Here is a 26,613-nt window from a genome sequence, read left to right on the forward strand (position 1 = left end):
GGCGCGGGGCTGTGACATTTGCGGCTCCGCCGCGTGGGCGCAACCAGCCCCCACAGGCCCGCAGACGTACAACAACGGAGCACGCCGGACCTGCCTTCTTACTCCTCCCCGAAGTAACTCCCCGTCTCAAGGTCAGCGATCAATCCAACCTCAACCGGCTCCCACCCCGTCTGCTTACGCGTCACCGTGCTCGACGCCGGGCAGTCCAGCGAGGCGACAAGGCCGAGGAAGCCGAAGTGCTCGACCGCTTTCTCGGCCGGCACGCTTCCCGTCGGGACGCCGAGTCGGCGAGCGATGACCTCCGCGATCTCGCGGAGCGGCACCGCCTCGTCCCCGACCGCGTGGTACTGCGCGCCCGCCGGTGCCGACTCCAGGGCCCACCGGTACAGCCGCGCCGCGTCGAGCCGGTGCACGGCGGGCCAGCGCGCACTGCCCTCGCCGACGTACGCCGACAGGCCCTTCTCCCGGGCCACGGCGATGAGTTGGGGGACGAACCCCTTGTCGCCCACGCCGTGCACGGACCGGGGCAGCCGGATGACCGACGACCGAACCCCCCGCTCCGCCAGCGCGACCGCCGCGATCTCGGACGGCTGCCGGATCGCCGAGAACGACCCGGGGTCGACGTGGTCCTCCTCCGTAGCCACCCTCCCGTCACCGAGCCCGGGCGTGCCGGACGTGACCACGAACGGCTTGTCGGTACCGGCGAGTTGCTCACCAATCGCCTCGATGGCGCGCAGGTCGGTGGCGCAGTTGGCGGCGAAGTCCGTGAAGTCGTGGATGAACGCGAGATGGCAGACCCCGTCGGCCGCCGCGGCGCCCCCGCGCAGACTGTCGAGGTCGTCGAGCGAGCCCCGGTGCACGGCGGCCCCCACGGCCGTCAGCGCCTCGGCGGACGCGTCCGAGCGGGCCAGTCCGGTGACCGTGTGCCCGGCGTCGAGCAGTTCACGGACCACGGCGGAGCCGATGAACCCGCTGGCGCCGGTGACGAAAACACGCATGGTGCGTTCCTTCGATGAAGTGGGTGCGGAACGGTGCTGTGCGATGCGGTGCTCCGCTGTGTTTCCATCGTGGTCGGGGCCCGGGTTCCCGGTCCAAAGCCTGTTTCGCATGGCGCAATACGGATCAGGCATCACCGCAGTTCACAGGGGCATACGGCCGAAGACTCCTCGACGCCGCGCCGTACACTTCGGGCATGACGGAACTGCCTCCCGCGCCCGATCTCGAACTGCGTCTCGTGCGGTACTTCATCGCCGTCGCCGAGCAGCGTCACTTCGGCCGCGCCGCCGAGGCGCTGCACATCACCCAGCCGTCGCTGAGCCGTCAAGTCCGGCGCCTGGAGGAGCAGTTGGGGGCCCGACTGCTGGACCGCACCCCGCAGGGCACCCGGCTCACGGAGGCCGGGGAGGTGTTTCTGCCGCGCGCAAAGGCGTTGTTGCGCTCCACCGCCCAGGCCGCCGCCGAGACCCGCGCCGCCGCGGAACCCAGCCGCCTCACGGTCGGCTACATGGCGAACCTCTACGTCACCCCTGCCGTGCGCGAGGTGCGGCGCCGGCATCCGGACGCCGATGTGCACGTCGTGCATCTGGCCTACGACGATGTGCGCGCGGCCCTGCTGGAGCGGCGGGCTGACGCGGTGGTGGGCCGACTGCCGTTCCCCACCGCCGAGTTGGACGTCACGGTCCTCTACGACGAGCCGCGCGTCCTGCTCGTGCCGCTGGACCACCGGCTGGCCGGCAAGGAGTCCGTCACCCTGGACGACATCGCCGACGAGCCCCTGCCGCAGACGCCCGGCGCGGACCCGGCGTGGAGCGCGTTCTGGCGTATCGATCCCCGGCCCGACGGCCGCCCGGCACCCGGTGGTCCGGTCATCCGGGCCCTGGAGGACAAGTTCGAGTTCGTCGCCGACGGACAGGCCGTGGCCATCACGGCCGGTCTGCAACCCGGCCAGACGATCCGCCCCGACATCATGGCGATCCCCCTCCATGGCGTCGAACCGAGCCATGTCGCCCTCGCTACCCGCTCCGGCGAGCACAACCGCCTGCTGTCCGCGTTCCGGAAGGCGGCCCGCACCCTTCTCAAGGCACCTACGGAGCAGACCGAGGAACTCCCCTACGGCTCCTAGGAGTTGGCGTCCTCCACCCTTGCCCGCGGGACCTCTCCGCGATGACCTGCGCCGCCCCGGTCGTGCCGGACGACGGAGGCCCCACCGGTCGTGTACCCGGTGGGGCCTTCCGTTCCGGCGCGGGTGCTGGGGTCAGCGTCCCGCCCTGGGGCGGTAGCGGCGGTACAGGGCGGCGCCGCTCAGGAGGAGGGCCGCGCTCGCGGCGGCGGCCGGGATTGTGTTGTCAGCACCTGTGTGGGCGAGCGATGCCTCGGTGGCGGGTTGGGCGGGGTTGCCCTCCACCTCCGTCACCGGTCGTGGCCCCGGGTGCGGCTTCGACGGTGTGGGCGGCGCCGGGGTCGGGTGCACGGGGTGGTGGGGATGGTCGCCCGAGGTGTTCTCGGAGTGGTTGCCCACGGTCGGGTTGCCGACGCCGACCACGCTCACCGAATTGCCGCTCAGGTTGACGGGGAGGTGGATCGGGAGTTGCACTCCGTTGCCGGAGAGCACACCCGGTGAATCCTTTTCGCCGCCCTGTGCGACGGCACCGCCGCGCGGTCCACCGGGGCTCTTACCGCCGCTCCGTTTCCCACCGCCCGCTTTCGCGCCGCCTTCGTTGGCGCAAGTGTTCCCCGCGGCGGGATTGAGGAGCCCCACCACGTTCACGGTGTTCCCGCACACGTTCACCGGCACGTGCACCGGGAGCTGAATGGTGTTGCCGGACACCACCCCGGGCGAACCGGCCGCGGAGCCGTCCGCACCGGAATCGGCGAACGCCGGCATCGCCACAGCCATCGCACCGGACGCGGCCGCGACGGCGATCACACCGTTTCGGGTAACCCGTTTCATAGGTTCCCTGCCTTCCAGAGATGTAGCGGGCACACACCCGCACCGGATAAAACGCGGGCGCACCATCCGAGTTATGGCTTATCGGCCTTTCACTCCATCGAGCGTCACGGTTATCGAACTACTCATCACGACTCCTCATCGGTCGGATACCACATGGGTCGGAAACCACTAATAGGAAAACCCCTTAGGCCTATTGAAGGGGCGCAGAATACGGCACCGATCACCACTCCGCCCGCCGGGAGGCGGGGCCCGTGAGGCCCGCTTATCGTGATCGAAGGCGCTGGTCACGGCGCGTTCTTGGAGGCATTGATGCTGGCCAGGCTGTCATCGCGGCCCGCGTTCCGGCGGTGCGCGTTCACCGGGGTCCTCACGCTGGCACTGCTCGGCGCGGGGCTGCCCGCGCTCGCCACGGCCGCCGACGGGCCGCAGGCCGACCTGTCCCGGTTCTACCGGCAGAAGGTGAAGTGGGCCGCGTGCAAGGACCCGGACGCGCCCAAGGACCTGCAGTGCGGGAAGGTCACCGTCCCGCTCGACTACGCGAAGCCCGGCGGTGGGACGCTCGATCTCGCGCTGGCCCGTTACCGGGCGACCGGGAAGTCGAGGGGGTCGGTGCTGCTGAACTTCGGCGGTCCTGGTGGCGCGGGTGTCCGTGAACTCGCCTCGGACGGCAAGGAGTTCATGGATCTGACGAACGGCTACGACGTCGTCACCTTCGATCCGCGCGGTGTCGGCCAGTCCTCGCCCGTCAGTTGTGGCGAGGGCTCCGACCAGGGCTCGGCCGCGGTCGACGAGGACGCCACGGAGAGCAGTGATCCGAAGGTCGTCCTCAAGCAGTTGCGGAAGGCGGCCGCGACCTGCGCCAAGTACTCCGGCCCGGTCCTCCCCCACATCGGCACGGTCAACGCCTCCCGGGACCTGGACGTGATGCGCCAGGCCCTCGGCGACAAAAAGCTGAACTACCTCGGTTTCTCCTACGGAACGCGGCTCGGCGCGGTGTACGCGGCCCAATTCCCCAAGAAGGTCGGCCGGTTGGTGCTCGACGGCGTCGACACCCTCACCGAACCGCTGTCCGAGCAGGGGATCGCGGGCGCCGAGGGGCAGCAGACGGCGCTGGAGGACTTCCTCAACTGGTGTGTGCAGGACATCGCTTGTCCCTTCGGGACCGACGCGCGATCGGCGCCGGACCGGGCCGTACAGCTCGTCCGCTCGCTCGACCAGGACCCGGTGCAGACGGACTTCGGCGACCCGTTCTCCGGCCAGGACCTGGTGGGCTCCATCAGCCAGGCGCTGTACAGCAAGCAGATGTGGCCGACGCTGGAGCGGGCCATCGCCTCGCTGGTGGAGGACGGTGACACGCGGGCCATCATGGCGTTCTCGTCGGGCGGCACCGGCCTGCCCGGTCGGCGCGGGAGCGGCGGGATCGTCGACGCGCAGGACGTCCCGCTCGACAATCTCCCGGCCGCGCTGATGGCCATCAACTGCGCCGACGACCCCGACCGCCCCACCGCCGAGCAGATCACCAGGAACCTGGCCGGCCTGCGCGCCCAGTACGAGGAGGCCTCTCCGGTCTTCGGCCGTTACCGGCTCACCGAGGTGCTGATGTGCTACGGCCGCCCCCGGGGCACGGACTACATCCGCGACGACGTCAAGAACGTGGGCTCGCCGAAGATGCTGCTCGTCGGCACCCGGGGCGACCCGGCGACGCCGTACCGCTGGACCGTGGAGACGGCCCAGCGGCTCGGTTCCTCGGCTGTGGTGCTCGACAACAAGGGTGAGGGCCACACTGGTTACGCCTCTTCCAAGTGTGTGCACACCAAGGTCAACGACTTCCTGCTGTACGGCTCGCTGCCGCCCAGCGGGAGTTCGTGCCAGCCGGACACCGCCGAGGTCCCCTGAGGGACCGCTCAGGCAAGCACGATCTCGGGCTTGTAGAGGTCCATCCAGAGCGCCAGGTCGAGGGCGCGTTCCAGGCCGCGGCGGCCCGCCTGGGTGCTGATGGGTGTGTCGCGGTGGGCGGCCCGCCGGAGCCGCTCGCGGTCGACGAGGTCGAAGACCGGGTGGGAGGGCCGGGCGAGGAGGTCCTTGGCGTAGTCCTGGAGGGCGACCGCGTACTTGGGGTCCTGGGTGGAGGGGTACGGGCTCTTGACCCGGTCGTAGACGGACTTCGGGAGGACGTCCGCGGTGGCCTCCCTGAGCAGGGTCTTCTCCCGGCCGTCGTAGGACTTGAGGGCCCAGGGCGTGTTGTAGACGTACTCGACGAGCCGGTGGTCGCAGAACGGGACACGGACCTCCAGGCCGACGGCCATGCTCGCGCGGTCCTTGCGGTCGAGCAGGATGCGGACGAAGCGGGTGAGGTGGAGGTGGCAGATGCGCCGCATGCCGTACTCGAAGTCGCTCTCGCCGTCTAGGCGTTGGATGCCGGCGACGGCGGTGCGGTAGCCGTCCGCGATGTACGACTCGGTGTCCAGGGCCTTGGTCAGGTCGGGGCGCAGCACGTCGGCGTCGTCCCCGAAGTGCTGACCGAAGCGCACCAGCCAGGGGAAGGTGGAAGCGCGCCGGGCCTCCTCGTCGAAGAACTGCAGGTATCCGCCGAAGACTTCATCGGCCGACTCGCCGGACAGAGCGACGGTGGACTGATCGCGGATGGCGCGGAACAACAGGTACAGCGAGGAGTCCATGTCGCCGAAGCCCAGGGGGAGATCGCGGGCCCGGAGCATCTTCGCCCGTACGTCCAGGTCGGCGAGGGCGTGTGCGTCGAGCACGATGTCCTGGTGGTCGGTGCCCGAGGCGCGGGCCACGTCGTGGACGTAGGGAGTGTCGGGGGTGCCGCGCAGGTCGTCGGCGACGAAGTTCTCGTTCTGGCCGACGAAGTCGACGGCGAAACTGCGCACCTTCTCGCCGTGCTCGGCGAGTTGGCGAGCGGCGATCGCGGTCATCGCGGAGGAGTCGAGGCCGCCGGAGAGCAGGGTGCAGCGCGGTACGTCGGCGACGAGCTGGCGGCGCACGATGTCGTCGAGGAGCGCGCGGACGTGGGCGACGGTGGTGTCGCGGTCGTCGGTGTGCGGGCGGGTCTCCAACTGCCAGTAGACGCGCCGCCGTTGGCCCGAGCGGTCGACGGTGACGACCGTACCGGGCTCGACCTCGCGCATACCGTCCCAGACGGCGTGCCCGGGTGTCTTGATCATGGTGAAGAGTTCCCGCAGGCCGTCCAGGGTGACCCTGGCGCGGGCCAGCGGGTTGGCGAGGATGGCCTTCGGTTCGGAGCCGAACAGGACGCCGTCCGGGGTCGGTTGGTAGTAGAAGGGCTTGATGCCCATGCGGTCGCGGATCATGACCAGTCGGTCGCGGCGGCCGTCCCAGATCGCGAAGGCGTACATGCCGTTGAGGCGTTCGGCGACGGCGTCGCCCCATTCGAGATAGCCGCGCAGCACGATCTCGGTGTCGGAGTCGGTGGTGAACCGGTGTCCCCTGTCGGCGAGTTGGCGGCGGAGTTCGGTGAAGTTGTAGGTCTCCCCCGAGTAGACGAGCGCGACCGTGCCGTCCGCCGTGTCGACGGTCATCGGCTGACGGCCGCCGGGCAGGTCGATGATCGCGAGCCGGCGGTGTCCGAGGGCCGCGGGACCCTGGATCCAGGCACCGCGGTCGTCCGGGCCCCGGCAGGCCATCGTCTCCGTCATTGCATCCAATGTCGCGGCCTCGGTGCGCGGTTCACGGTCGAAGGAGACCCAGCCGGTGATGCCGCACATGCGTTACCTCCTGCGTCCGGTCCGCCGGCCTGTGCCCACTCACCTGCACCTTTCCGCGCATGTGACCCACACCCACCGAACCAGTTGTATCGAGCATCTATATGACGAGCGTGGGTCACACCCACAGGGCCGGTCAACATGCCCGTAACCTGAACGGCCGCGCCGACCCCGCGTTTTCAGCCGCGCTTTGCGCACCCGAGATCCACGGATCGGGGCTCCACCGGGTGGATCTCATCAGGAATCGGCCATGGGCAAAGAGTTGCTCAACAACCGCGAAGAGCCCGGAAGTTCAGAACTCCACCGGGTCCCGCACGATGGGGCAGGTCATGCAGTGCCCGCCACCCCGGCCGCGTCCCAGCTCGGCGCCGACGATCGTGATGACCTCGACGCCGGCCTTGCGCAGCAGGGTGTTGGTCTGGGTGTTGCGGTCGTAGGTGAAGACCACGCCCGGCTCCAGCGCGACCGCGTTGTTGCCGCTGTCCCACTGCTGGCGTTCGGAGGCGTAGACGTCGCCGCCCGTCTCCACGATCCGCAGTTCGGGCAGGCCGAGTGCCTTGGCGACGACGTCGGTGAACGGGGTCGAACCCTCGTCGACGATGTCGATTCCGGGTGCCTTGTCGCCGGGGCGCAGGGAGAAGGCGTGGACGGCGTCCATGATGGTCGGGTACAGGGTCACCAAGTCGCGGTCGGCGAAGGTGAAGACGGTGTCGAGGTGCATCGCGGAACGCAGCTTCGGCATACCGGCCACGACGACGTGCTCGGCGGCGCCCAGGTCGAAGAGCGCCTTGGCGACTTGGGTGATGGCCTGGCGCGAGGTGCGCTCGCTCATGCCCATGAGGACCACGCCGTTGCCGACGGGCATGATGTCGCCGCCCTCGAACGTGGCCTGCCCCCAGTCGAGTTCGGGGTCGCCCCACCAGACGACGGAGCCCGCGAAGTCCGGGTGAAAGGTGTAGATCGCCTTCATCAGGAGGGTCTCGTCGTGCCGGGCGGGCCAGTAGAGCGGGTTGAGGGTGAGACCGCCGTAGAGCCAGCAGGTCGTGTCGCGGGTGTAGAGGGTGTTGGGCAGGGGCGGCATCAGGTATTCGCGGACTCCGGTCGACTCGCGGACGAGGGCGACGTAGTCGGTGCGGTAGTCGTCCGGGAGGTCGGTGGTGGCTAGGCCGCCGATCAAGTACTTGGCCAGTTCGGCGGGTTCGAGGCTCTCCAGGTAGGCGCGGGTCGCGTCGACGATGCCGAGGCCGACCTCGTTGGCGACGATCTTCCGGTCCAGGAGCCAGTCCTTGGCGGCGGGGATCGTCATGGTCTGGGCGAGCAGTTCGTGCAACTCGACGACGTCGACGCCGCGTTCGCGGAGTTTGTTGACGAAGTCGGCGTGGTCGCGCTGGGCGTTCTCGACCCACATGACGTCGTCGAAGAGCAGGTCGTCGGAGTTGGTCGGGGTGAGCCTGCGGTGGGCCAGTCCCGGTGCGCAGACCAGCACCTTGCGCAGTCGGCCGACCTCGGAGTGGACGCCGTACTCATGTCGGTCCACGGTGTCTTGAGTGGTCACGGTGCACGCACCTTTCCGGAGGTCGGAGGCGAGGTCAGAGGCTGATCCAGCCCAGTGCCAGGGCGATGATCCCGACGACGGCGCCCGCGACCGAGACGGCGAGGATCACCAGCTCCCGGGCCGAGAAGGGCGAACGCCCCTGTTCTCTGCGGGCCTTGACGAACAGGAAGGTGGCCGGCGCGTAGATGATGAGCGAGACGAGGAGGTACTTGAGTCCGGCCGCGTAGATGAGGAACGCGGTGTAGACCGTGGCGAGCACGGCGACCACCAGCTCACCGCGCCCTGCGCGAGTTCGCGTGAGCGCGATCCGTACGGCGAAGCCTGCCGCGAGCAGGAACGGGATCAGCGTCAGTGAACTGGTCAGGTCCAGTGCGAAGTTGAAGGCGTCGTCGGAGAAGTAGGTGACGACCAGAACGAGTTGACTGAGCAGTGTGGTCATCACGAGTGCGGGGACGGGCACGTCGGCCGCCGTGGACTTCTTCAGGAAGCGCGGCATGTCGTCGTCCTTGGCGGCCACGAACAGCACTTCGGCGGCCATCAGCGTCCAGGCGAGATAGGCGCCCAGCACGGAGACGATCAGCCCGACGCTGACGAAGACCTTCCCCCAGGTGCCCACCGCGTGCTCCAGCACGCCGGCCATGGAGGGCTGCCGCAGTTCGGCGATCTCGCCCATCGGCATCAGGCCGTACGACACGATCGTGACCGACGCGAAGACGGCGAAGACGCTGAGAAAGCCGAGGACGGTGGCGCGGCCGACGTCCTCGCGGCGCTTCGCGTGCCGGGAGTAGACGCTGGCGCCCTCGACACCCAGGAACACGAAGACGGTGGCCAGCATGGTGCCCTTGACCTGCTGGAACAGCGAGCCCGCGTAGTCGGCGCCGCCGAAGTTCTCCGCGAAGACATGGGGCTTGAGGTAGCAGAGCGCGAGGACGACGAAGACGAGGATCGGCACGACCTTGGCGACGGTGACGATCCGGTTGATGGCCGCCGCCTCCTTCACACCGCGGCTGATCAGCAGGAAGAAGAGCCACAGTCCGACCGAGGAGAGGACCACCGCGAGGACGGTGTCGCCCTCGCCGAGGGACGGGGCGATCGTGCCGATCGTCGACATGATCAGCACCCAGTACGTCACGTTGCCGACGCAGGCGCTGGCCCAGTAGCCGAACGCGGCGAAGAAGCCGAGGTATTGGCCGAACCCGGCCTTGGCGTAGGCGTAGACACCGGCGTCGAGGTCGGGTCTGCGGACCGCGAGGGTCTGGAAGACGAAGGCCAGCATCAGCATGCCCGTGCCGGCGACGGCCCAGGCGATCAGGGCGCCGGCCACGCCCGTCTCCTGCGCGAACCGGCGCGGGAGCGAGAACACTCCGGCCCCGACCATGGAGCCGACGACCATGGTGGTCAGCGTCGGCAGGGTCAGCTTGGCGGTGGAGGTACCGGTGTCAGTGGTGGCGGCTTGCGTCACCCGAGGGACGTTAGCAACCAATTTTCCTATTTGCCTGGCGGGCTTCCCCCATATGCCCCATCCGTCATTCGGCCCTATCGTGCTGTTATGGAGCACGCACTGAGTCCCGCCACGCTTACCGAACTGCGGCGCCCGCGCCCCTACCCCGCGGTCTCCGTGCTCACCCCGACGCATCGTCGCGAGCCCGACAACGCCCAGGATCCGGTCCGGCTGCGCAATGTGCTGGCCGAGGCCAAGAAGCAGCTCGAGGCCGATCCCGCGGTCCCCCGGGAGCGCCGCATCGACGTCTCCCGGCAGCTCGACCAGGCCCTCGCCGAGATCGATCTGGCGCACGTCGAGGACGGACTGGTGATCTTCGCCGCGCCGGGTGAGCACCAGGTGTGGTCCCTCGCCAGGTCCGTGCCGGAACGTGTGGTGCTCTCCGACACGTTCCTCACCCGCAACCTCGTCTCCGCGCAGGCCTCCGAACGGCCGTTCTGGGTGCTGTCGCTCGCCGCGGACCGCGTCACGCTGTGGAACGGCGGGGTCGACCGGGTCGTCGAGGACCACACCGACGGCTTCCCGCTGACCCGCGACCACCGGGACAACTTCGACGCCGAGCGCCAGGAGCGGATCGGGGACATCCCGAGCACCTTCCGCGACGAGGACACCCGCCACTTCCTTCGTGAGGCCGACACCGCGATGGGCAGGATCCTGCGCGAGCACAGGCGTCCGCTCTACATCACCGGCGAACAGGCCGCCCTGTCCGCACTGGACGAGGTCGGCAGCGCCACCAAGGGCGCCGCGCACATCGCGCACGGTGGCCTCGCGCACGGCACACCGGACGCCGTGTGGCAGGCCGTACGGCCGTTGGTCGACGCCGAGTCGCTCAAGAACACCGTCGGCGTGGCCCGCGAGCTCGAATCGGCGCGCGGGCGCAAGGAGTTCGCGGCCGGCGTCGACGAGGTCTGGCAGAACGCCCGCGAGGGCCGGGTCCGGCTGCTGGCCGTCGAGGAGAACTACCGCGTCACGGTCCGCGACGACCACGGCGACCATCTCGTCCCGGCCGACAGCGCCGACCTCGACGCCCGCGAGGACATCGTGGACGAGATCGTCGAACAGTGCCTGGAGACAGGTGCCGAGGTCCGCTTCGTCCCCGACGGCACCCTGACCTCCGCCGACGGCATCGCGGGCGTGCTGCGCTACTGAACCCACCTCGCTGCGGAGCCCGGCACATTCCGGAGGCCCCCTCCCCCTACGGCGTACGCTACGGCGTGATCGTCGACGTAGAGGGAGTGCACACGTGGGTGACCTGTTGGGCGTGGCCGTACTGGGTGCGGGACACATGGGAGCCGACCACATACGACGCGTCGACCAGGTGGTGAGCGGCGCCAGGGTCGTCGCGGTGGCCGACCCGGACACCGATCGCGCCAAGGAGGCGGTGGCCGGTCTGGACGCGGTCACGGTGCACGAGGACGCCGTGGCCGCGCTCGACGCCCCCGGAGTCGAGGCGGTGCTCATCGCCTCACCGGGTCCCGCGCACGAGGAGGCACTGCTCGCGGCCTTCGCGCGCGGGCTGCCGGTGCTGTGCGAGAAGCCCATGGTGCCCGACTCCACCGGAGCGCTCCGGGTGGTGGAGGCGGAGGCACGGCTCGGGCGCCGGCTCGCGCAGATCGGGTTCATGCGGCGCTACGACGCGGAGTACCAGCGCCTCAAGTCCCTGCTGGACAGCGGGCAGTTGGGGCGCCCGCTGATGCTGCACTGCACCCACCGCAATATGTCGTCGCCGCCCTACTTCACCTCGGCGATGCTCATCGACAGCTCCGTCTCGCACGAGATCGACGCGGCCCGCTGGCTGCTCGGCCAGGAACTCACCGCGGTGACCGTGCTCAGCCCGCGTTCGTCGGCGAACGCCCCGGAGGGCCTGCTCGACCCGCAACTCGTCCTCTTCGAGACCGCCGGCGGCGCCCTCGTGGACGTCGAGGTCTTCGTCAACTGCGGCTTCGGCTACCAGGTGCGCTGCGAGGCCGTGTGCGAGTCAGGCAGCGCCCGGATCGGCGACGATCACACGATGGTCGTCACCACACGGGGCAGCGCCCACGAGGACGTACCGCTGGACTACCTCGTGCGCTTCGCGGACGCCTACGACCGCGAGGTGCAGTCCTGGGTCGACGCCACCCGGCAGGGCCTGGTCACCGGCCCGAGCGTGTGGGACGGCTACGTCTCCTCCGCCGTCGCCGAGGCCGGGGTCCGGGCGCTGGACAGCGGCGGCCGGGTGGCCGTGGAGCTGGCCCCGCGCCCGGATCTATACGGCAACGTCAGCCGCTGACACCGGAGTTGCAGGTCGCCGTCAGCCGCTGACGCTCGCCGTGCCCGACTCCAGGTGCCCGGTGAACCGGCGCGACCAGGTCGCGTCGGAGTCGACGGTGACCGTGAAGTCGTACCAACCGCCCTGGTACGCCACGGCGTTGAAGGAATCCTCCGCCGACGCACCCGCCGCGACCGTGTAGGTCCACGGTCCGTCGCCGCGGTAGTGGTTGGAGGTGATGGTGAACTTCACCGACGCGGAGCCCGAGTTGACCATCTTGAAGTAGATCGCGAGCTTCCCGGTGCCCGACTCGACGGCGTAACGGGTGCTCACCTCAACGGACTTGCCCGCCTTCGTCGCGTCCCCCTGAAGACGTCGCAGGAAGCGGTTGGGGCCGACCATGGAGAGGTCGTACTTACCGCCGCCGTAGCCCGTACCGATGTTGAAGTAGTCGGAGGCGGTGCCGCCCGGGTCCACCGTGTACTGCCAGGGCGTGATGTCACGGTAGGCGTTGGGGTGGATGGAGAAGTGAGCGGCGCTCTTGGCCGCACCGCCCTGGTTGGTCATGGCGAACCAGGCGAGGATCTTGCCGCTCGCCCCGAACTCCAGGTGATCCAGGTACCCGTTGGGCTGGTAGGGCAGCGCGCGGGCGGGCCGGGTGCCGGTCTCCTGCGTGGGCAGGGCGTTGTTCGTCGGCACCGGGTTGGGCAGCGGGCCGCAGGTGGAGAGGCCGATGACGCTTGTCGCGGGGAGGGCGACGGAGCCGTAGACCGGGTTGGCGAAGTCGAAGACGCCTGTCAGGTCGCCGCTGACCTTGCGGCGCCAGGCGCTGATGTTGTGGCAGGTGGCGGGCTTGCCGAGGGAGGTGGTCCAGGTCTCCAGGAAGCGCAAAACCGAGGTGTGCTCGAAGACCTCGGAGGAGACCCACCCGCCGCGCGTCCAGGGCGAGATGACGATCATCGGGACGCGGAAGCCGAAGCCGTACGGCACGCCGTTGAGGAACTCGCCGTCGGTGCCTGCGGGTGGGGCGGGCGGCGGTACGTGGTCGAAGTAGCCGTCGTTCTCGTCGTAGTTGAGGAACAGGACGGTCGAGCCGAAGACGTCCGGGTCGGCGGCGAGGGCCTGGTAGACGAGGCTGATGAAATGGGCGCCGTCGCCGGGCGGGGCGTAAGGGTGCTCGGAGAAAGCCTGGTTGGGGACGACCCAGGAAACTTGCGGGAGCGTGCCCGCGAGGACGTCGGCCTTGATGGCGGCGGCGATGTCGTCGGGGGTAGAGCCGGTGCCGGCCGGGACGGAGGACATGCCGCGGTCGTAAAGGGGGCTGCCCGCCTTGGAGTTGGTGAAGTTCTTGAAGTAGGCACAGGCGTTGTCGCCGTAGTTGTCGGACGCGTTCTGGTAGACCTTCCAGGTCACTCCGGCGTTCTGCAGGGACTCGGCGTAGGTCTGCCAGGTCAGGCCGGACTCGTCACCGCCGTCGTAGCTGGAGGAGTCGACCTTGCCGCTCCACAGATAGGTGCGGTTGGGACCGGTCGCGCTGAGCGTGGAGCAGAAGTAGGCGTCGCAGATGGTGTAGTTGTCGGCGAGCGCGTAGTGGAAGGGAATGTCGGACCGGTCCAAGTAGCCGAGCGAGCGGACGTTGCCCACGCCCGAGACCCAGTTGTCGAGGCGGCCCTTGTTCCACGCGGAGTGCTGCGATGACCAGGAGTGCGGCAGGTCGCCGTTGCACTGGGCGAGGGTCTCGCCGTCCTGGCCGCCCGCGGCCGGGGTGGCGCTCAGCTTCCACGGATACTGACGGCCGCCACCGTTGGGCTGGTTGAAGACCGGATAGCCGCCGCTCAGCGTGATACCGCTGCGGTCGTCGAAGCCGCGGACGCCTTTCAGGCGCCCGAAGTAGTGGTCGAAGCTGCGGTTCTCCTGCATGAGGATCACCACGTGTTTCACGTCCGAGATCGTGCCGGTCGCCGCCTGTTGGGCCGCGATCGCGGGCCGTGCGCCGGTGCCCGTCACCATGCCCGCCGCCATGGTCGCACCGAGCCCCACGAAGCCTCTTCGGCTGATCGGTGTCATTCGCCCCACCCTCGTCACGGGCGTGCCCGAGCGGCACACCGCGCGCAAGGGTGCACGGGGTGATCGCCAAGGTCCATACCGGGACGGTGAGATGGAGGTGAACAGAAGTCAAAACCGGCTCCTGCACGCCGAGTTGCCCTCAGCCGTTCAGACGTTCCTAGCCAGACGTCCTGTCCAGACGTTCCTGTTCAGACGTTGCCGAACAAGGCGCTCAGTCCCCGGTCGACGACCGCGTCCATGTCCTCCTGCCCGGTGGCCACCACGTCGTAGGTCCGCAGCAGAAAGCGGCGCAACTCCGGGGTGTGGAAGTGGAGCAGGGCGAGTCCGAACGGTGAGTGGAACTCCAGCACCGTACGGGCCCGGCCGCACGGCCACAGGTGCACGTCACCGCCGCCGACCGGCCTGCGCAGCCCCTCCTCCAGCAGCGAGCGGGCGAAGGTCCAGGTGACTCCGTCGCCGTCGAGGGACACCTCCGGCGGGAAGTCGAGGTGCACGGCCAGCGGGTCCGAGGCGAGGTAGCGGAGCGTGGCGGCCACGGGGATCTCCGTGTCGTCCGCCGTGATCAGCCGGGCTCGGGTGGGCTGTTCGAGGGTGATGTCCATGGTCGGTCTCCGCTGCGGGTGTGAGGTCGGCCGGATTGCCGTGTGCCTGTACGACCTCGCAGGTGCCCTTTGCATTACGCGGAACCCCGAATGAATTGATGTGACCTGCGTCACTCTACTGTCGAGGGGTGGGGCCGGTGGTGAATGCGCTTGCGGTGGGGCTGGTGATCCCGGTGAGGTGGCCCCATGGACGGGACCGCGGAACAGGCTCGCCGGGCGCGATGGCGCAGGTCGGCGGTGCTGGCGGCCCTGATGCTGGCCGCCTTCACCTTCAACACCGCCGAGAACCTGCCGATCGGCCTGCTGGAGCTCATCGCCGAGAGCCTGCGGGTCTCCGTGCCGGCGGTCGGGCTGCTGGTCACCGGTTACGGCGTGACGGTGGCCGTCGCGTCCGTGCCACTCGCCCATGTGATGCGGGGTGTGGCCAGCCGGACCTGCCAACAGGGGCTCACTCCTGCGCGGGCGCCGCGCCCGGCGTATAGGCGTCGAGCGCGGCGAGCCGGAGCGCAGCCCCCACACGGGTGACCGCTTCGGACGGTGGGTGCGGAAGGCGGGCCAGGAGTAGGCGCCGCTGTTCCTGGGGTCCGCCGCGCACCGGCAGGACGCGGACGCCCGGCGGTACGGCGGGGGCGAGGGAGCCGGTGACCGTCGTCAACCCGCAGCCCGCTGCGACGAGTTGGAGCTTGGCCAGCCAGTCGCGGGCGGTGTGGACGATCTCGGGCCGCTCGTCCAGCCCCGGCCACACACCCATGAGCCGGTCCTCGCCGGAGGAAATGCTCGCGATCCAGCGCTGCCCGCGCAGGTCGGCCACGTCGACGTAGTCGCCCCGGGCCAGCGGATGCGTCGCGGGCACCGCGAGGTACAGCGGGCGCTCGGTGAGCGTACGCAGCACCAGCGGCGGCGATTCGGTGTCCGGCGGCCGGAACGGTGGCGCCGACGCGAGCAGGGCCAGGTCGAGACTCCCGGCCCGCAGGGCACGTACCAGCGCCGGGGTGCCGCCCTCCCGGCTGACGACGTGCAGGCCCGGGTCGCTGCGCCGCAGCGCGGCCAGGGCGCGGGGCAGCAGGACCGCTCCCGCGCTGGGGAACCAGCCCAGGCGGACGGTCGCGGCCTCCGTCGGCAGACCGGACAGTTCGCGGGCGGTCGCGTCGATCTCGTCGAGCACGACTGTCGCCCTGCGCATGACGATCCGACCGGCCGGGGTCAGCCGTACGCCGTCGCGACGCCGTTCCAGCAGTTCCGCGCCCGCGGCCCGTTCGATCGCGGCGATCTGCCGGGACACCGCCGACTGGGTGTAGCCCAGCGACACGGCGGCCGCGGTGAAGGTTCCCTGTTCGGCGACCGCGCGGAAGACGCGCAACGCGGTGAGTGACACATGCGTGAAGTCCATGACGATCACGCATGCTAGCGGTGCTTAATTCTCGTTGGACGCACACCCCGCGGGTTCCTACCGTGGCAGTCATGAACGTTTCGTGCATCGCCCTCGTCACGGGCGCCAACCAAGGACTCGGCCGCGCCCTCGTCGAGGGGTTGGCGGCCCACATGGGTCCCGACGACATGGTCCTGCTCACCGGACGCGACGAGCAACGGGTCACCGACGCGGCCCACGAGGTCGCGAGCCTGCCCGGTACGCGCAGCCGGATCGAGGGCCGGGTCCTGGACGTCACCGACACCGATGCCATCGCCGACCTCGCCGACGATCTCCGGCAGCGCTACGGCGGGGTCGACATCGTGATCTCGAACGCCGTGGCCCGGGTGCTGCCCGGGGAGTCGCAGGCGGCGCGCGCCGACGAGTTCATCGACGTCTCCAACACCGCCACGCACGCGATGCTGCGTTCCTTCGGCCCGGTGCTGCGCCCTGGCGGCCGGTTCCTCGTCGTGGCCAGCAGCCTCGGCACCCTCGGGCATCTCGACCCCGCGCTGCACGACCTGTTCGACGGCGCGAGCCTGGACCAGGTCGAGTACGCCGTCGAGTCCTGGCGCGGCGCCGTCCACCATCGGACCACGGCCGAGGCGGGCTGGCCGCTGTGGCTGAACGTGCCCTCGAAGGTGGCTCAGGTCGCCGCCGTCCGCGCGGTCGCCGCGGAACGCCGTGAACACGACCTGGCGACGGGCACGTTGGTCGCCTCGGTGTGCCCGGGCATGGTCGACACGGCCACCTCCCGCCCGTGGTTCAGCGATTTCAGCCAGGCCCAGTCCCCGGCCGAGGCCGCGGGCGCCGTGCTCGACCTCGTCTTCGCCGACCACGTCGACCCCACCCACTACGGTGAGTTGGTGCGCTTCGGCAAGGCCCTGGACTGGTACGGCGGCACACCGCCGGTGGAACAGGACCGGCTGATCACACCGTGACCGTAGCGATACGAGCAACTGACCGAACGCGCCGATCGGTTCTGACCGCGCCTCCGTGCAGACCGGCGCGGCCAGAACCAACTCGGGCTGTCAGTAGGCGAACCCGAACCCCTCAGCCCTCAACTGCGGGGCTGGAACGGCCGGTTCACGGAGTGAGCTGCCACTGCTCGATGTAGCCGACGTCGAGTGCCGCGCGGTCCTGTACCCGCAACTTCCAGGTGCCGTTGACCGGTTGGGCGGAGGCGTCGACCGTGAAGGTCTGGTCGACGTTGTCGGTGGAGCCGCCGGCGCGGTTCAGCAGGGAGTAGACGGTTCCGTTCGGACCCACGAGGTCGACGGTCAGGTCGCCCCGGTAGGTGTGGATGATCTTGACGTAGACCTGGGTGGTGGCCGAGGCGTTGCCGTCGCGGCCGGTGACCGTGATCGGCGACTCCACGGCAGTGCTGTTGTCGGGGATGTCGACGCGGGTGCCGCTGGCGTAGATGTTGGCGATCCGCCAGGTGAAGGCGGCGGTGGCGGTCGCGCCCGTGTCGTCGGTGACGGTCACCGTGACGTCACTGCTCCCGAGGGTGGTCGGGATGCCGGAGATCAGGCCGGTACTGCTGATGGTCAGTCCGTCCGGCAGTCCCGTGGCCGAATAGGTCAGGCCCGCACCGGAGTTGGTGGTGTACGCGTCCGTCTGCAGGGACACGGACTGTCCGACTCCGCTGATCTGACCGGCGATCGGGGCCACGTTGACGCCGAGCGCGATCCGGCTTCCCACGTTGATCGCCGCCCACGCGTCGGCCACGGCGAGGTAGGTCGGGCTGTACGCGCCGAAGAGGTCCGCGGCGGCCTGCAGGGTCGCGGTGCGGGCACCGGCGTAGTTGGTGGAGGAGGTCATGTACGTGGAGAGCGCCCGATACCAGACCTTCTGGGCGTTGTCGATGCCGATGCCGGCGACCGGCACACCGTCGTAGGTGGGGCTGTCGTAGGCGACCCCGTTGACGGTCTTCGCGCCGCTGCCCTCGGACAGCAGGTAGAAGAGGTGGTTCGCCGGGCCCGAGGAGTAGTGGACGTCGACGCTGCCGAGCGTCGAGCTCCAGTAGTCGCGGGACGCGCCGTCCTTGGAGGGCTTGTCCATGTAACGCAGCGGTGTGCCGTTGCCGTTGATGTCGATCTTCTCGCCGACCATGTAGTCGGGGACGTCGGCGGGCAGGTTCTCGTGGAACTCCACCGCGGCGGCGAAGATGTCCGAGGTCGCCTCGTTGAGGCCGCCCGACTCGCCGGAGTAGGTGAGGCCGGCGGTCGCGGCGGTGACGCCGTGGCTCATCTCGTGCGCGGCCACGTCCAGCGCGGTCAGCGGGTGGGTGTTGCCCGAGCCGTCGCCGTAGGTCATGCAGAAGCAGGTGTCGTCCCAGAACGCGTTGACGTAGTTGTTGCCGTAGTGGGCCCGGCTGTAGGCGGCCACGCCGTCGTTGCGTATGCCGTTCCGCCCGAAGACGTCCTTGTAGTAGTCCCAGGTCGCCGCCGCGCCGAACGCGACGTCCACGCCCGCGGTCTGCCGGTTGCTCTGGGTTCCGTCGCCCCAACCATCGTTGTCATCCGTAAACAGGGTGCCGGTGCCGGAGGTGCCCTGGTTCAGGTCGTAGGTGCGGTGTCCGGCGCGATCGCCGTCGACGAGTTGGTACGTCGAGCCGGAGAGCGTGGTGCCGAGCGGGACGGATCCGTTGAACTGGCCGGTGCCGGTGCCCGTTTCGATGCCCTGGTACTGGAAGACGGCCTTGCCGGAGTCCGCGTCGGTGATCACATGGAGTTCACTGGGCGTACCGTCGTCCTGGAAGCCGCCGACCACAGCCTCCCAGGCGAGGACGGGCTTGGCTCCGGCGGCCCAGACCACGAGCCGTGGGGCGCCGTCGAGTCGGGCCTTCTCGCCGCCCGCCTTGGACGCTGCCGCGAGCGCCTTGGTCTTCACCGTCGCCGATGTCACGTTCGGGGTGATGCCCGGCAGGGTCAGGCCGGCCTTCGCGGCCTTCGTCACCGTCAGCCGGCCGCTCTTGGCGTGCACGACCAGGTCGCCGCCGAGGACGGGCAGCCCGGAGTACGTCCGCTCGTAGCGGGTGTGGGTGGTGCCGTCGGCGTCCTGGCTGACGTCCTTGACGACGAGCTTCTCCTTGGCACCGAGGCCGAGGGTCTTCGCGGTGTTCTTGACCGCGGCGCCCGCGCTCTTGAGGAGGGCGGCGTGCTTCGCCGGCGACAGGGCGGCCGGGGCCGCTGCGGCCCGCGGGGTGGCCAGGATCTTCGCGGGGGTGGCGTGCCCGCCGGGAGCGGCGGAGGCGGCGCCGGTCTGCATACCGGCGGCCAGCAGGGTGCCGATCGCCGTGAGTACGAGGGCGGCGGTGTATCTGGGGTGGTGCGGATAACGGTCAAGCCGGGTCAAGGCGTTCTCCTTATGTGGGGTGGTCGGACTCGGTGGAGTCCTGGAGAGCGGGTCGGGCCGGGATACGGCCGTCCGGCGGCGCGCGGGTGCGGGGAGGAAGGGTGAGGAGGAAGTGAACGCTCGGTGAGCGTGGTGCTCAGCAGCCTGGCATCACGCCCACAGAATTGTCATGGCTATAACAAGGCAACGGCTCAAAATGACCGTTGCGAACTGCGGATCACTCGCTTGAGCAACACTTTTCAGCCGCACGTCGGGTGCCGACACCACGCGGGAACATCGGGCCGTCGAACAGGTGGTTGAATGACGAGCCGGAGGGGTAATCAGTCCCTCAACTCGCGTACGGCGTCTACGACTTGCCCCACCAGGACAGCCACGCCACGAGCGCGGCACCAGCCGCCCGTGAAGACGCTGGCATATGCCAGAAGCACCACCGGATCGTGTGTTGCCAAATCCCTTACAGGGCGTCGCAGCCTGTGCGACAGTCGTTACCGGTCCCTCCATCCGCCTTGGTCGTACCGTCCCCGCATCGGAGTGCGTCATGCCGTCCCACCTCTCTGCGGACCGCCCCGCCGCCCAGCCGCCCGCGCGCGGCTCGGTCGACGCGCTGATATCGCAGGCGCGGCGGCTCATGGGCGACGTGGACGCCGTACGGCGGGACGCGCAGCACGACGGTGCGGACCCTCGCGAGCGGTGGCAGCGGGCGCTGTGCGATCTGGCGCTGCATCAACTCAACGATCTCGACGAGCACTTGGCCCAGTTGCGGGACGGCCCGCCGCCCGTGCCGGCCACCGCGGAGGCGCCGCTCGTCCCAACTGCCGTACCGGACACGCCTCGTGACGACTCGCTGCTCAGCCGGGTCGGCAGTGCCGAGTGGAATCTGCTGACGGACGGGGCGAGTTGGTCCGGGGAGCTGTATCAGATCCTCGGCCGCGATCCGGCCGCTCCTCCGCTCACCCTCGACGAACTGCCGTCGCTGGTCCTCGACGAGGACCGCCCCAGCCTGACCGCGATGGTCACGGACTGCCTGATCGACGCCAAGCCCATAGACGGCGAGTTCCGGATCGTGCGGCCCGACGGCGCCGTACGGACCGTGCACATGATGGGCGAGCCCGTGCTCGACGCCGACGGTGGCACCGCCTCGATGTGGGCGGTGCTGCGGGACGTCAGCGAACTGCGCCGCAGCCAGCGGACGGTGAGCGAGACCCGTGACTCGCTGCAGCTCCACCGGCACCACGCGCAGACCGAGCGCCGGCTCGCGGTCGAGCTGCAGGAGGCCGTGCTGCCGCCGTGGCGCGGCTCCCTGCGGCTCCCGCACCAGGGGCCGGAGACACTCGACCTGGCCGCCCGCTATCTGCCCTCCTCCACGAGCGCGCTGATCGGCGGCGATTGGTACGACGCGCTCCAACTGTCCGACGGAGCGACGCTGTTGAGCGTCGGCGACCTCACCGGACACGGTGTCGCCGTCACCTCGGGCATGGCGATGCTGCTCGGCGCCCTGCGCGGCATGGCGATGGCGGGCACCGAACCCGGTCAACTGATGTCCTGGCTCAACCAGTTACTCGACGCCACCGTGCAACCGGCCCTGGGCAGCGCGGTGTGCTGCCGCTACCGCCCCGAGACCCGCACCCTGGCCTGGGCGCAGGCAGGACACCCCGCCCCGCTGCTGTTCCGCGACGGGACGGGGCGCATGCTGAGCGCACCGGACGGCGTCCTGCTCGGCGCCACCTCGGGGGCGGCCTACGGACAGGCCGAGGAAACCCTCGAAGCGGGCGACGTCCTCCTGCTGCACACCGACGGACTGGTGCCGGGGCACACCGGAGAAGCAGCCGTGCGCCAACTCCTCGACCTGGCCCCGCGGTTCGGCGAGGCGCGCACCGCACAGGACTGCGTACGGATGGTCGTGGAGGAGTTCGGCGACACCGAGCGCGCGGACGACGCGTGCGTGCTCATCGCCAGGACGACCTGAGAAAGAAGCGGCTGCACGAACTCCTTGTGCGGAAGGAGCCGCACAAACCCCTTATGCCTGGGCGCTGTTGCCGCCCCTGGCCCTGGGGATCTTCGACTGTGTCTTCGGCAGCGCGAGTTTGATCTCCTCCCGCAGTTCGTGGATCCTCGGATAGTCGGCGTACTGGGCGGTGAGCCGGTACATCTCGCGCAGCCGGTCCCAGGTGCGGTGGGAGGAGTTCGATCCCATCGACGCCAGGGCCAACCGCGCGTACCTGTCCGCCTGTTCGGGATCGTCCGCGATGAAGCACGCGGAGGCCATCGACAGGAAGTCGAAGATCTTCGACCGCTGCCGTCCGTCGACCCGCAGCGCCAGGGCCTTCTCCGCGAAGTACTGGGCGTGCACGGCCGCTCCGGGCTCGTGCTCGGCCAGGGTCCGGTAGGCCAGGGCCTGCATGCCGTAGAGGTCCTCCTCCCTGAACGTCTGCATCCAGCTGGGGGGCGGTACGTCGCCGCGGTCGGAGACGAAGAGGTCCTCCGCCTGACCGAGGGTGCGGCGCATGGCCTGACCCTTGCCCATCGACGCCTGTGCCCAGGCCTCGATGGTGTAGAGCATCGCCTGGGTGCGCGGCAGCACCTCGTCGCCGGAACCGGTCTTGGCGAGTTTCATGAGATCGAGTGCGTCGTCGGGCCGGCCCAGGTGCACCATCTGGCGAGCCGCCCGGGAGAGCGCCTCCCCGGCGCGGGGCCGGTCGCCGCCCTCACGGGCCGCGTGGGCGGCGATGACGAAGTACTTCTGGGCCGTGGGTTCCAGGCCGACGTCGTGCGACATCCAGCCCGCGAGTACGGCGAGATTGGCGGCGACGCCCCACAGGCGCCGCTGCACATCGGCGGGGTGCCGGTAGGCGAGCATGCCGCCCACCTCGTTGAGCTGTCCCACCACGGCCTTGCGTTGCAACCCGCCGCCGCGGGCCGCGTCCCAGGCCCGGAACACCTTGACGGACTCCTCCAGTTCCTCGATCTCCTGCGACCCGATGGGGGCGGCCTCGTAGCGGTCGAACCCAGCGGGGTCGGCGTGCAGGGGATCGTCGAACCGGGGAGCGTCGGCGGAAAGAGTCGGATCGGAGTGCAGCCATGCGTACATGGCGCTGCTGAGTGCGGAGCCTGCGGCGAGCGCGGCGCCCGCGCCCACCAAGCCGCGTCGGTTGAGCATGAGGTCCATTCCCGTGAATTCGGTGAGGACCGCAGCAGTCCGTTCGGGCGCCCACGGCACACCGTCGGGATGTTCCACACTCCCGTCGTCGGGCCGTTTCCCCACACGCCCGTGCCGGACCAGACCGAGGTCCTCGATGGTCACGACACGGCCGAGACGCTCGGTGAACAGAGCCGCCAGCACCCTCGGCACCGGATCGCGCGGGATCTCTCCCGTGTCGATCCAACGCCGAACCCGCGAGGTGTCGGTCGAGAGCTGGGGGTGGCCCATGGCCGCCGCCTGCCGGTTGACCCGCCGCGCGAGTTCGCCCTTGGACCAGCCGGCCAGGCCGAACAGGTCCGAGAGACGGGAGTTGGGTTGTCCGTTCACGTCAAGCCCCCAGGTTCTCGGCTGACTTGAACATAGCCCGGTGCGCCTTGCCGGGCGACTATTCGCCAGGGTTCGCCAGGGTGCGCCAGATGGTGTGCCACTGCGCATCTGGTGTCAGGTAGGAACGCGCCACCCCGACCCGGTCACCGAGGGACACTCCCCAGGGTGCACCTGCGGAACCGGGCCGGGAGCGCGCTTGCTTGGACAGGCACTGCAGGCACACGAAGGGATCTGTATCTCCCATGTACACAGCATCGTCCTCCGTGTCCGCCCCGCCCCGGTCGCTGCACCCCCGCCCGGGCGCCGGCGGCCCCTACCTCGACCCGGCGCGTCCGGCGGCCGGCCCCGTGCTCGGTGCGGGCAGGCCGCGGCGCGTTCCGGGGCTCGGCACCCAACCGCTCAGCGGGAGACTCGACTTGTCCGGCCCTCAGGGCGCCCAGCTGCGTACGGCGATCGCGTCGGTGCACCGGATCTGCCCGGAGTTCGCTCCGGTGCAGGTGCTACGCCGCAACGGGCGCTCCGTGCTTCTGGTCGGAACGACCGGACGCAGCACGGCCGTTGCGAAGTGTTTACTGGACCACTCCCCCGCGTGGGCCGAGCGGATCCGGCACGAGATAGCGGCCTACCGCTCGTTCGTCCGGCACCGCCCGCCGGTGCGGGTGCCGCGGCTGATCGCGGCGGATCCGGACAACTGCACACTGGTCATCGAGCGGATGCCGGGCCGGGTGGCGGCACTGCACCGGCACCCGGCGGAGGCCCCGCCGCGGGCGGACATCCGGGCGGCGCTCGGCGCGATCTGCCGGCTGAACGCCTGGCGGCCACCGGCGGGCACGTTCGACGCCCCGCTGGACTACGCGGCCCGGATCTCCCGCTTTCACGAGCTGGGGCTGCTCACCGACCGGGACATGGGAGACCTGCAGAAACTCCTGCACGGCATCGCGCACTCGGCGGGCCGCGGCGGGATGGGCCAGTTCTGTCACGGCGACGCCCTGCTGTCCAACATCCTTCTCTCACCGGCCGGTCCAGTGCTGGTGGACTGGGAGCACGCGGGCTGGTATCTGCCGGGCTACGACCTGGCGACGCTGTGGGCGGTCCTCGGGGACGCGCCGGTGGCCCGGCGGCAGATCAGCCAGATCGCGCAGTCGGCGGGACCGGCCTCGCGTGACGCGTTCCTGGTGAACCTGATGCTGGTGCTGACCCGCGAGATCCGTACCTACGAGATGGCCGTGCAGCGTTCGATGCACGACTCGGCCCCGGCGGCACCGGGAGTGGTGGCCCACCCGGGTGCTGCGCCGTCCGGCGAGGAACAACGGCTGCTGCTGAGGCGGCTGCACGACGACTGCCAGATGGCCCGCCGGGCCGTGCGTGCGGCGGTCGGCACTCGCTGACGGGGACGAAGGTCCGCGGTGCGCCCTGCAGCGGCGCACCGCGGACCTTCGTGTGTCTCAGCCACATATGGCGCTCCCACATATGGCTCGTATATGGCTCGCCCATTGGTGTACTCCACTGACGCCCCGCAGGCCCGAAAGCCGCCGCCACGAAACTCCTCGCAGCCCCCGTTGACATGGGAAATCACCTTCCTCTGGGCATGATTGACGGATCGTCGGCAAGCCGGTACCACTGACGCACGCCCGGCCCCGCACGGTTCAGCACACCCCACCGTCCCAGGAGGCTGCATTGCGAGGATCCTCGACCGACCCCAACCGCTCTCCCGGACACAGACGCGCGCGCCGATCCCTCGGCGCGCTCGCCACCGCCGCCCTGCTGCTGCCCCTACTGGGCGCGGCCCCCGCGGAGAGCCCCACCGGCTCCTCCGCCGCCACCCTCCAGCGGGCGTTCGCGTCGGCGTCCGCCGAGTACCACGTGCCGCAGACGGTCCTGCTGGCCGTCTCCTATCTCCAGTCCCGCTGGGACACGCACGGCGGAGCGCCGAGTGTGACCGGCGGCTACGGCCCGATGCACCTCACGGACGCCCGCACCGCCCTCGCCGCGACGGAGCACCTGAGCGAGGGCTCCGAGGACCCCCGCGGCGACAGCGCCCGCGCTGCCCTGCACCCCACCGCACAGATCCCGGCGGACTCCCAACTCCCGGCCCGGCTCAGGACGTTGGCGAAGGCGGCCGAACTGACCGGCCTTCCGGCAGCCGACCTCCGTACCGACGAGACCGCCAATGTGGCCGGCGGCGCCGCACTGCTGGCCGACGCCCAGAAGGGTCTCGGCGAGCCGCTGAGCACGGACCCGGCCGACTGGTACGGCGCGATCGCGCGCTTCTCCGGCGCGGACGACACGGCCACTGCTGCGGCGTATGCCAACGATGTCTACGACGTGATCCACACCGGCGAGGCGCGCACCACGGACGCCGGGCAGCAGGTCGCGCTGGCCGCCCGGCCGGACCTCGCGCCCGACACCGCGCAGCTGAAGGAGACCGGGCTGCGCACGGTCCCCGCCGACAGTACAGAGTGCCCCAAGAAGGTGTCCTGCGAGTGGATCCCGGCGCCGTACTCCCAGTTCGGGGACGACGACTACGGCAACCACGACCTGGGCGACCGGCCCGCGTCGCAGAGCATCAAGTACATCGTCATCCATGACACGGAAGGCCAGTGGGCCGGTGTCCTGAACCTGGTCCAGGACCCCACCTATGTGTCCTGGAACTACACGATCCGCTCCACCGACGGTCTCATCGCCCAGCATGTGAAGGCCAAGGACGTGGCCTGGCACGCGGGCAACTGGTACATCAACGCCAAGTCGATCGGCATCGAGCACGAGGGCTTCCTCGCCGCGCCGGACGCCTGGTACACGGAGGCGATGTACCGCGCGTCGGCCCGACTGGTGAAGTACCTGACGAAGAAGTACGGCATCCCGCTGGACCGGCAGCACATCCTCGGCCACGACAACGTGCCGGGTCCGACCACGTCCACGATCCCCGGGATGCACACCGACCCGGGCCCGTACTGGGACTGGGCGCACTACTTCGCCCTGCTGGGCCACTCCTTCAAGCAGACCGCCAAGAAGAGCGGCGGCCTGGTGACGATCCGCCCCGACTACGCCGCCAACCAGCCGGTGTACACGGGCTGCGTCACCGCCGGCCAGGCGTGCGCGGCGCACGGGTCGAGCGAGGTCCGGCTGTACTCCGGGCCCGGCGAGACCTACCCCCTGATCAAGGACATCGGCCTCGGGACGACCCCGACCACCGGGGTCAACGACCTCTCCTCACGGGTGTCCACCGGTCAGCAGTACGCGGTGGCCGACCGCTCCGGGGACTGGACCGCGATCTGGTACCTGGGTCAGGAGGCCTGGTTCAAGAACCCGAAGAAGCAGCCCACCGCGGTGCAGGCGGCCGGTCTGGTGGTGACGCCGAAGGAGGGTGTGGACAGCGTCCCGGTGTACGGCCGCGCCTACCCGGAGGCCTCCGCCTATCCGACGGGAGTGCCCGCCCAGGCGATCTCCCCGCTGCCGTACAAACTGCTCAAGGGCCAGAAGTACGTGGTCGGTGACAAGGTGCCCGGCGAGTACTACTACGCGGTCACCTTCACCACCGACTCGCACAAGGTCGTCGTAGGAAAGGATCTCTACTACGAGATCCAGTACGGCCACCGGGTGGAGTTCGTGCGCGCCGCCGACGTGACGGTGGAACGTTCCGGCCGGTAGGCAGT

General features: G+C 69.8%; 18 protein-coding genes and 1 pseudogene. 9 read left to right on the forward strand and 10 right to left on the reverse strand.

The annotated features are described in order from the left end of the window. Positions 1-98 precede the first annotated feature (98 nt). Complete coding sequence (locus SPR02S_RS15315; RefSeq protein WP_019057854.1) at positions 99-998, reverse strand: SDR family oxidoreductase; 900 nt, start codon at positions 996-998, stop codon at positions 99-101. A gap of 194 nt (positions 999-1,192) precedes the next feature. On the opposite strand from SPR02S_RS15315, the gene SPR02S_RS15320 reads away from it, so the two are divergent. Then, complete coding sequence (locus SPR02S_RS15320; protein ID WP_019057855.1) at positions 1,193-2,122, forward strand: LysR family transcriptional regulator; 930 nt, start codon at positions 1,193-1,195, stop codon at positions 2,120-2,122. A gap of 132 nt (positions 2,123-2,254) precedes the next feature. On the opposite strand, the gene SPR02S_RS15325 is transcribed toward SPR02S_RS15320, so the two are convergent. Beyond that, complete coding sequence (locus tag SPR02S_RS15325) at positions 2,255-2,926, reverse strand: chaplin (protein ID WP_019057856.1); 672 nt, start codon at positions 2,924-2,926, stop codon at positions 2,255-2,257. 333 nt (positions 2,927-3,259) lie between these two features. On the opposite strand from SPR02S_RS15325, the gene SPR02S_RS15330 reads away from it, so the two are divergent. Beyond that, a complete protein-coding gene (locus tag SPR02S_RS15330; RefSeq protein ID WP_019057857.1) occupies positions 3,260-4,846 on the forward strand; it encodes an alpha/beta hydrolase in 1,587 nt (528 codons plus the stop codon). Between the two features lie 8 nt (positions 4,847-4,854). Here the strand turns inward: SPR02S_RS15330 and asnB are convergent, their stop codons facing one another. The 3 genes from asnB to SPR02S_RS15345 form a co-directional block, all read right to left on the reverse strand. Beyond that, positions 4,855-6,696, reverse strand: coding sequence for an asparagine synthase (glutamine-hydrolyzing) (asnB, locus tag SPR02S_RS15335; RefSeq protein ID WP_019057858.1), 1,842 nt, complete (start codon positions 6,694-6,696; stop codon positions 4,855-4,857). A gap of 289 nt (positions 6,697-6,985) precedes the next feature. Continuing rightward, on the reverse strand, positions 6,986-8,248 hold the full coding sequence (locus SPR02S_RS15340) for an arginine deiminase (protein WP_019057859.1): 1,263 nt from the start codon (positions 8,246-8,248) through the stop codon (positions 6,986-6,988). Between the two features lie 34 nt (positions 8,249-8,282). Beyond that, a complete protein-coding gene (locus SPR02S_RS15345) occupies positions 8,283-9,710 on the reverse strand; it encodes a basic amino acid/polyamine antiporter (protein WP_019057860.1) in 1,428 nt (475 codons plus the stop codon). 87 nt (positions 9,711-9,797) lie between these two features. Here SPR02S_RS15345 and SPR02S_RS15350 point away from each other — a divergent pair, with 87 nt between their 5' ends. Together SPR02S_RS15350 and SPR02S_RS15355 are read left to right on the forward strand one after the other, a co-directional pair. Beyond that, entirely contained in the window at positions 9,798-10,898 is a 1,101-nt protein-coding gene (locus SPR02S_RS15350; protein ID WP_019057861.1) for a baeRF3 domain-containing protein, read from the forward strand. 94 nt (positions 10,899-10,992) lie between these two features. After that, positions 10,993-12,018 carry a Gfo/Idh/MocA family protein gene (locus tag SPR02S_RS15355; RefSeq protein WP_019057862.1) on the forward strand — a complete coding sequence of 342 codons (1,026 nt, stop codon included), beginning with the start codon at positions 10,993-10,995 and terminating at the stop codon, positions 12,016-12,018. 21 nt (positions 12,019-12,039) lie between these two features. Here the strand turns inward: SPR02S_RS15355 and SPR02S_RS15360 are convergent, their stop codons facing one another. Together SPR02S_RS15360 and SPR02S_RS15365 are read right to left on the reverse strand one after the other, a co-directional pair. Continuing rightward, positions 12,040-14,064 carry a phosphocholine-specific phospholipase C gene (locus tag SPR02S_RS15360; RefSeq protein ID WP_019057863.1) on the reverse strand — a complete coding sequence of 675 codons (2,025 nt, stop codon included), beginning with the start codon at positions 14,062-14,064 and terminating at the stop codon, positions 12,040-12,042. A gap of 188 nt (positions 14,065-14,252) precedes the next feature. Then, positions 14,253-14,666 (reverse strand): SsgA family sporulation/cell division regulator, encoded by a 414-nt coding sequence (locus tag SPR02S_RS15365; RefSeq protein ID WP_019057864.1) that lies wholly within the window; start codon positions 14,664-14,666, stop codon positions 14,253-14,255. A gap of 186 nt (positions 14,667-14,852) precedes the next feature. Between SPR02S_RS15365 and SPR02S_RS60170 the strand changes: the two are divergent. Then, positions 14,853-15,116 (forward strand): annotated as a pseudogene (locus SPR02S_RS60170) (MFS transporter); the annotation flags it as partial. Here SPR02S_RS60170 and SPR02S_RS15375 read toward each other — a convergent pair. Then, on the reverse strand, positions 15,115-16,056 hold the full coding sequence (locus SPR02S_RS15375) for a LysR family transcriptional regulator (RefSeq protein ID WP_174447543.1): 942 nt from the start codon (positions 16,054-16,056) through the stop codon (positions 15,115-15,117). The pseudogene SPR02S_RS60170 and the gene SPR02S_RS15375 sit on opposite strands and share 2 nt — an antisense overlap. 71 nt (positions 16,057-16,127) lie before the next feature. Here SPR02S_RS15375 and SPR02S_RS15380 point away from each other — a divergent pair, with 71 nt between their 5' ends. Next, a complete protein-coding gene (locus SPR02S_RS15380; RefSeq protein ID WP_019057866.1) occupies positions 16,128-17,015 on the forward strand; it encodes an SDR family NAD(P)-dependent oxidoreductase in 888 nt (295 codons plus the stop codon). Positions 17,016-17,160: 145 nt separating this feature from the next. On the opposite strand, the gene SPR02S_RS15385 is transcribed toward SPR02S_RS15380, so the two are convergent. Beyond that, positions 17,161-19,434 carry a M4 family metallopeptidase gene (locus SPR02S_RS15385; RefSeq protein ID WP_019057867.1) on the reverse strand — a complete coding sequence of 758 codons (2,274 nt, stop codon included), beginning with the start codon at positions 19,432-19,434 and terminating at the stop codon, positions 17,161-17,163. Between the two features lie 538 nt (positions 19,435-19,972). Between SPR02S_RS15385 and SPR02S_RS15390 the strand changes: the two genes are divergently transcribed. Next, positions 19,973-21,400, forward strand: coding sequence for a PP2C family protein-serine/threonine phosphatase (locus SPR02S_RS15390; protein ID WP_019057868.1), 1,428 nt, complete (start codon positions 19,973-19,975; stop codon positions 21,398-21,400). Positions 21,401-21,451: 51 nt separating this feature from the next. On the opposite strand, the gene SPR02S_RS15395 is transcribed toward SPR02S_RS15390, so the two are convergent. Further along, positions 21,452-22,960 carry a DNA-binding protein NsdB gene (locus SPR02S_RS15395; RefSeq protein ID WP_019057869.1) on the reverse strand — a complete coding sequence of 503 codons (1,509 nt, stop codon included), beginning with the start codon at positions 22,958-22,960 and terminating at the stop codon, positions 21,452-21,454. A 242-nt stretch (positions 22,961-23,202) separates the two neighbouring features. Between SPR02S_RS15395 and SPR02S_RS15400 the strand changes: the two genes are divergently transcribed. Together SPR02S_RS15400 and SPR02S_RS15405 are read left to right on the forward strand one after the other, a co-directional pair. Next, a complete protein-coding gene (locus tag SPR02S_RS15400; protein ID WP_019057870.1) occupies positions 23,203-24,348 on the forward strand; it encodes an aminoglycoside phosphotransferase family protein in 1,146 nt (381 codons plus the stop codon). Between the two features lie 289 nt (positions 24,349-24,637). Beyond that, entirely contained in the window at positions 24,638-26,608 is a 1,971-nt protein-coding gene (locus SPR02S_RS15405) for an N-acetylmuramoyl-L-alanine amidase (RefSeq protein ID WP_019057871.1), read from the forward strand. Positions 26,609-26,613: the final 5 nt, after the last annotated feature.

Origin of the sequence: Streptomyces prunicolor NBRC 13075 (assembly GCF_000367365.1) — a bacterium.
In the GTDB taxonomy this organism is placed as follows: domain Bacteria; phylum Actinomycetota; class Actinomycetes; order Streptomycetales; family Streptomycetaceae; genus Streptomyces; species Streptomyces prunicolor.

Excerpts from the sequence above, each read along its gene's own strand:
- SPR02S_RS15315 (WP_019057854.1), bottom strand. The coding sequence starts at position 998 with ATGCGTGTTTTCGTCACCGGCGCCAGCGGGTTCATCGGCTCCGCCGTG.
- SPR02S_RS15320 (WP_019057855.1), top strand. The coding sequence starts at position 1,193 with ATGACGGAACTGCCTCCCGCGCCCGATCTCGAACTGCGTCTCGTGCGG.
- SPR02S_RS15330 (WP_019057857.1), top strand. The coding sequence starts at position 3,260 with ATGCTGGCCAGGCTGTCATCGCGGCCCGCGTTCCGGCGGTGCGCGTTC.
- asnB (WP_019057858.1), bottom strand. The coding sequence starts at position 6,696 with ATGTGCGGCATCACCGGCTGGGTCTCCTTCGACCGTGAACCGCGCACC.
- SPR02S_RS15350 (WP_019057861.1), top strand. The coding sequence starts at position 9,798 with ATGGAGCACGCACTGAGTCCCGCCACGCTTACCGAACTGCGGCGCCCG.
- SPR02S_RS15360 (WP_019057863.1), bottom strand. The coding sequence starts at position 14,064 with ATGACACCGATCAGCCGAAGAGGCTTCGTGGGGCTCGGTGCGACCATG.
- SPR02S_RS15365 (WP_019057864.1), bottom strand. The coding sequence starts at position 14,666 with ATGGACATCACCCTCGAACAGCCCACCCGAGCCCGGCTGATCACGGCG.
- SPR02S_RS15375 (WP_174447543.1), bottom strand. The coding sequence starts at position 16,056 with ATGGACTTCACGCATGTGTCACTCACCGCGTTGCGCGTCTTCCGCGCG.
- SPR02S_RS15380 (WP_019057866.1), top strand. The coding sequence starts at position 16,128 with ATGAACGTTTCGTGCATCGCCCTCGTCACGGGCGCCAACCAAGGACTC.
- SPR02S_RS15390 (WP_019057868.1), top strand. The coding sequence starts at position 19,973 with ATGCCGTCCCACCTCTCTGCGGACCGCCCCGCCGCCCAGCCGCCCGCG.
- SPR02S_RS15400 (WP_019057870.1), top strand. The coding sequence starts at position 23,203 with ATGTACACAGCATCGTCCTCCGTGTCCGCCCCGCCCCGGTCGCTGCAC.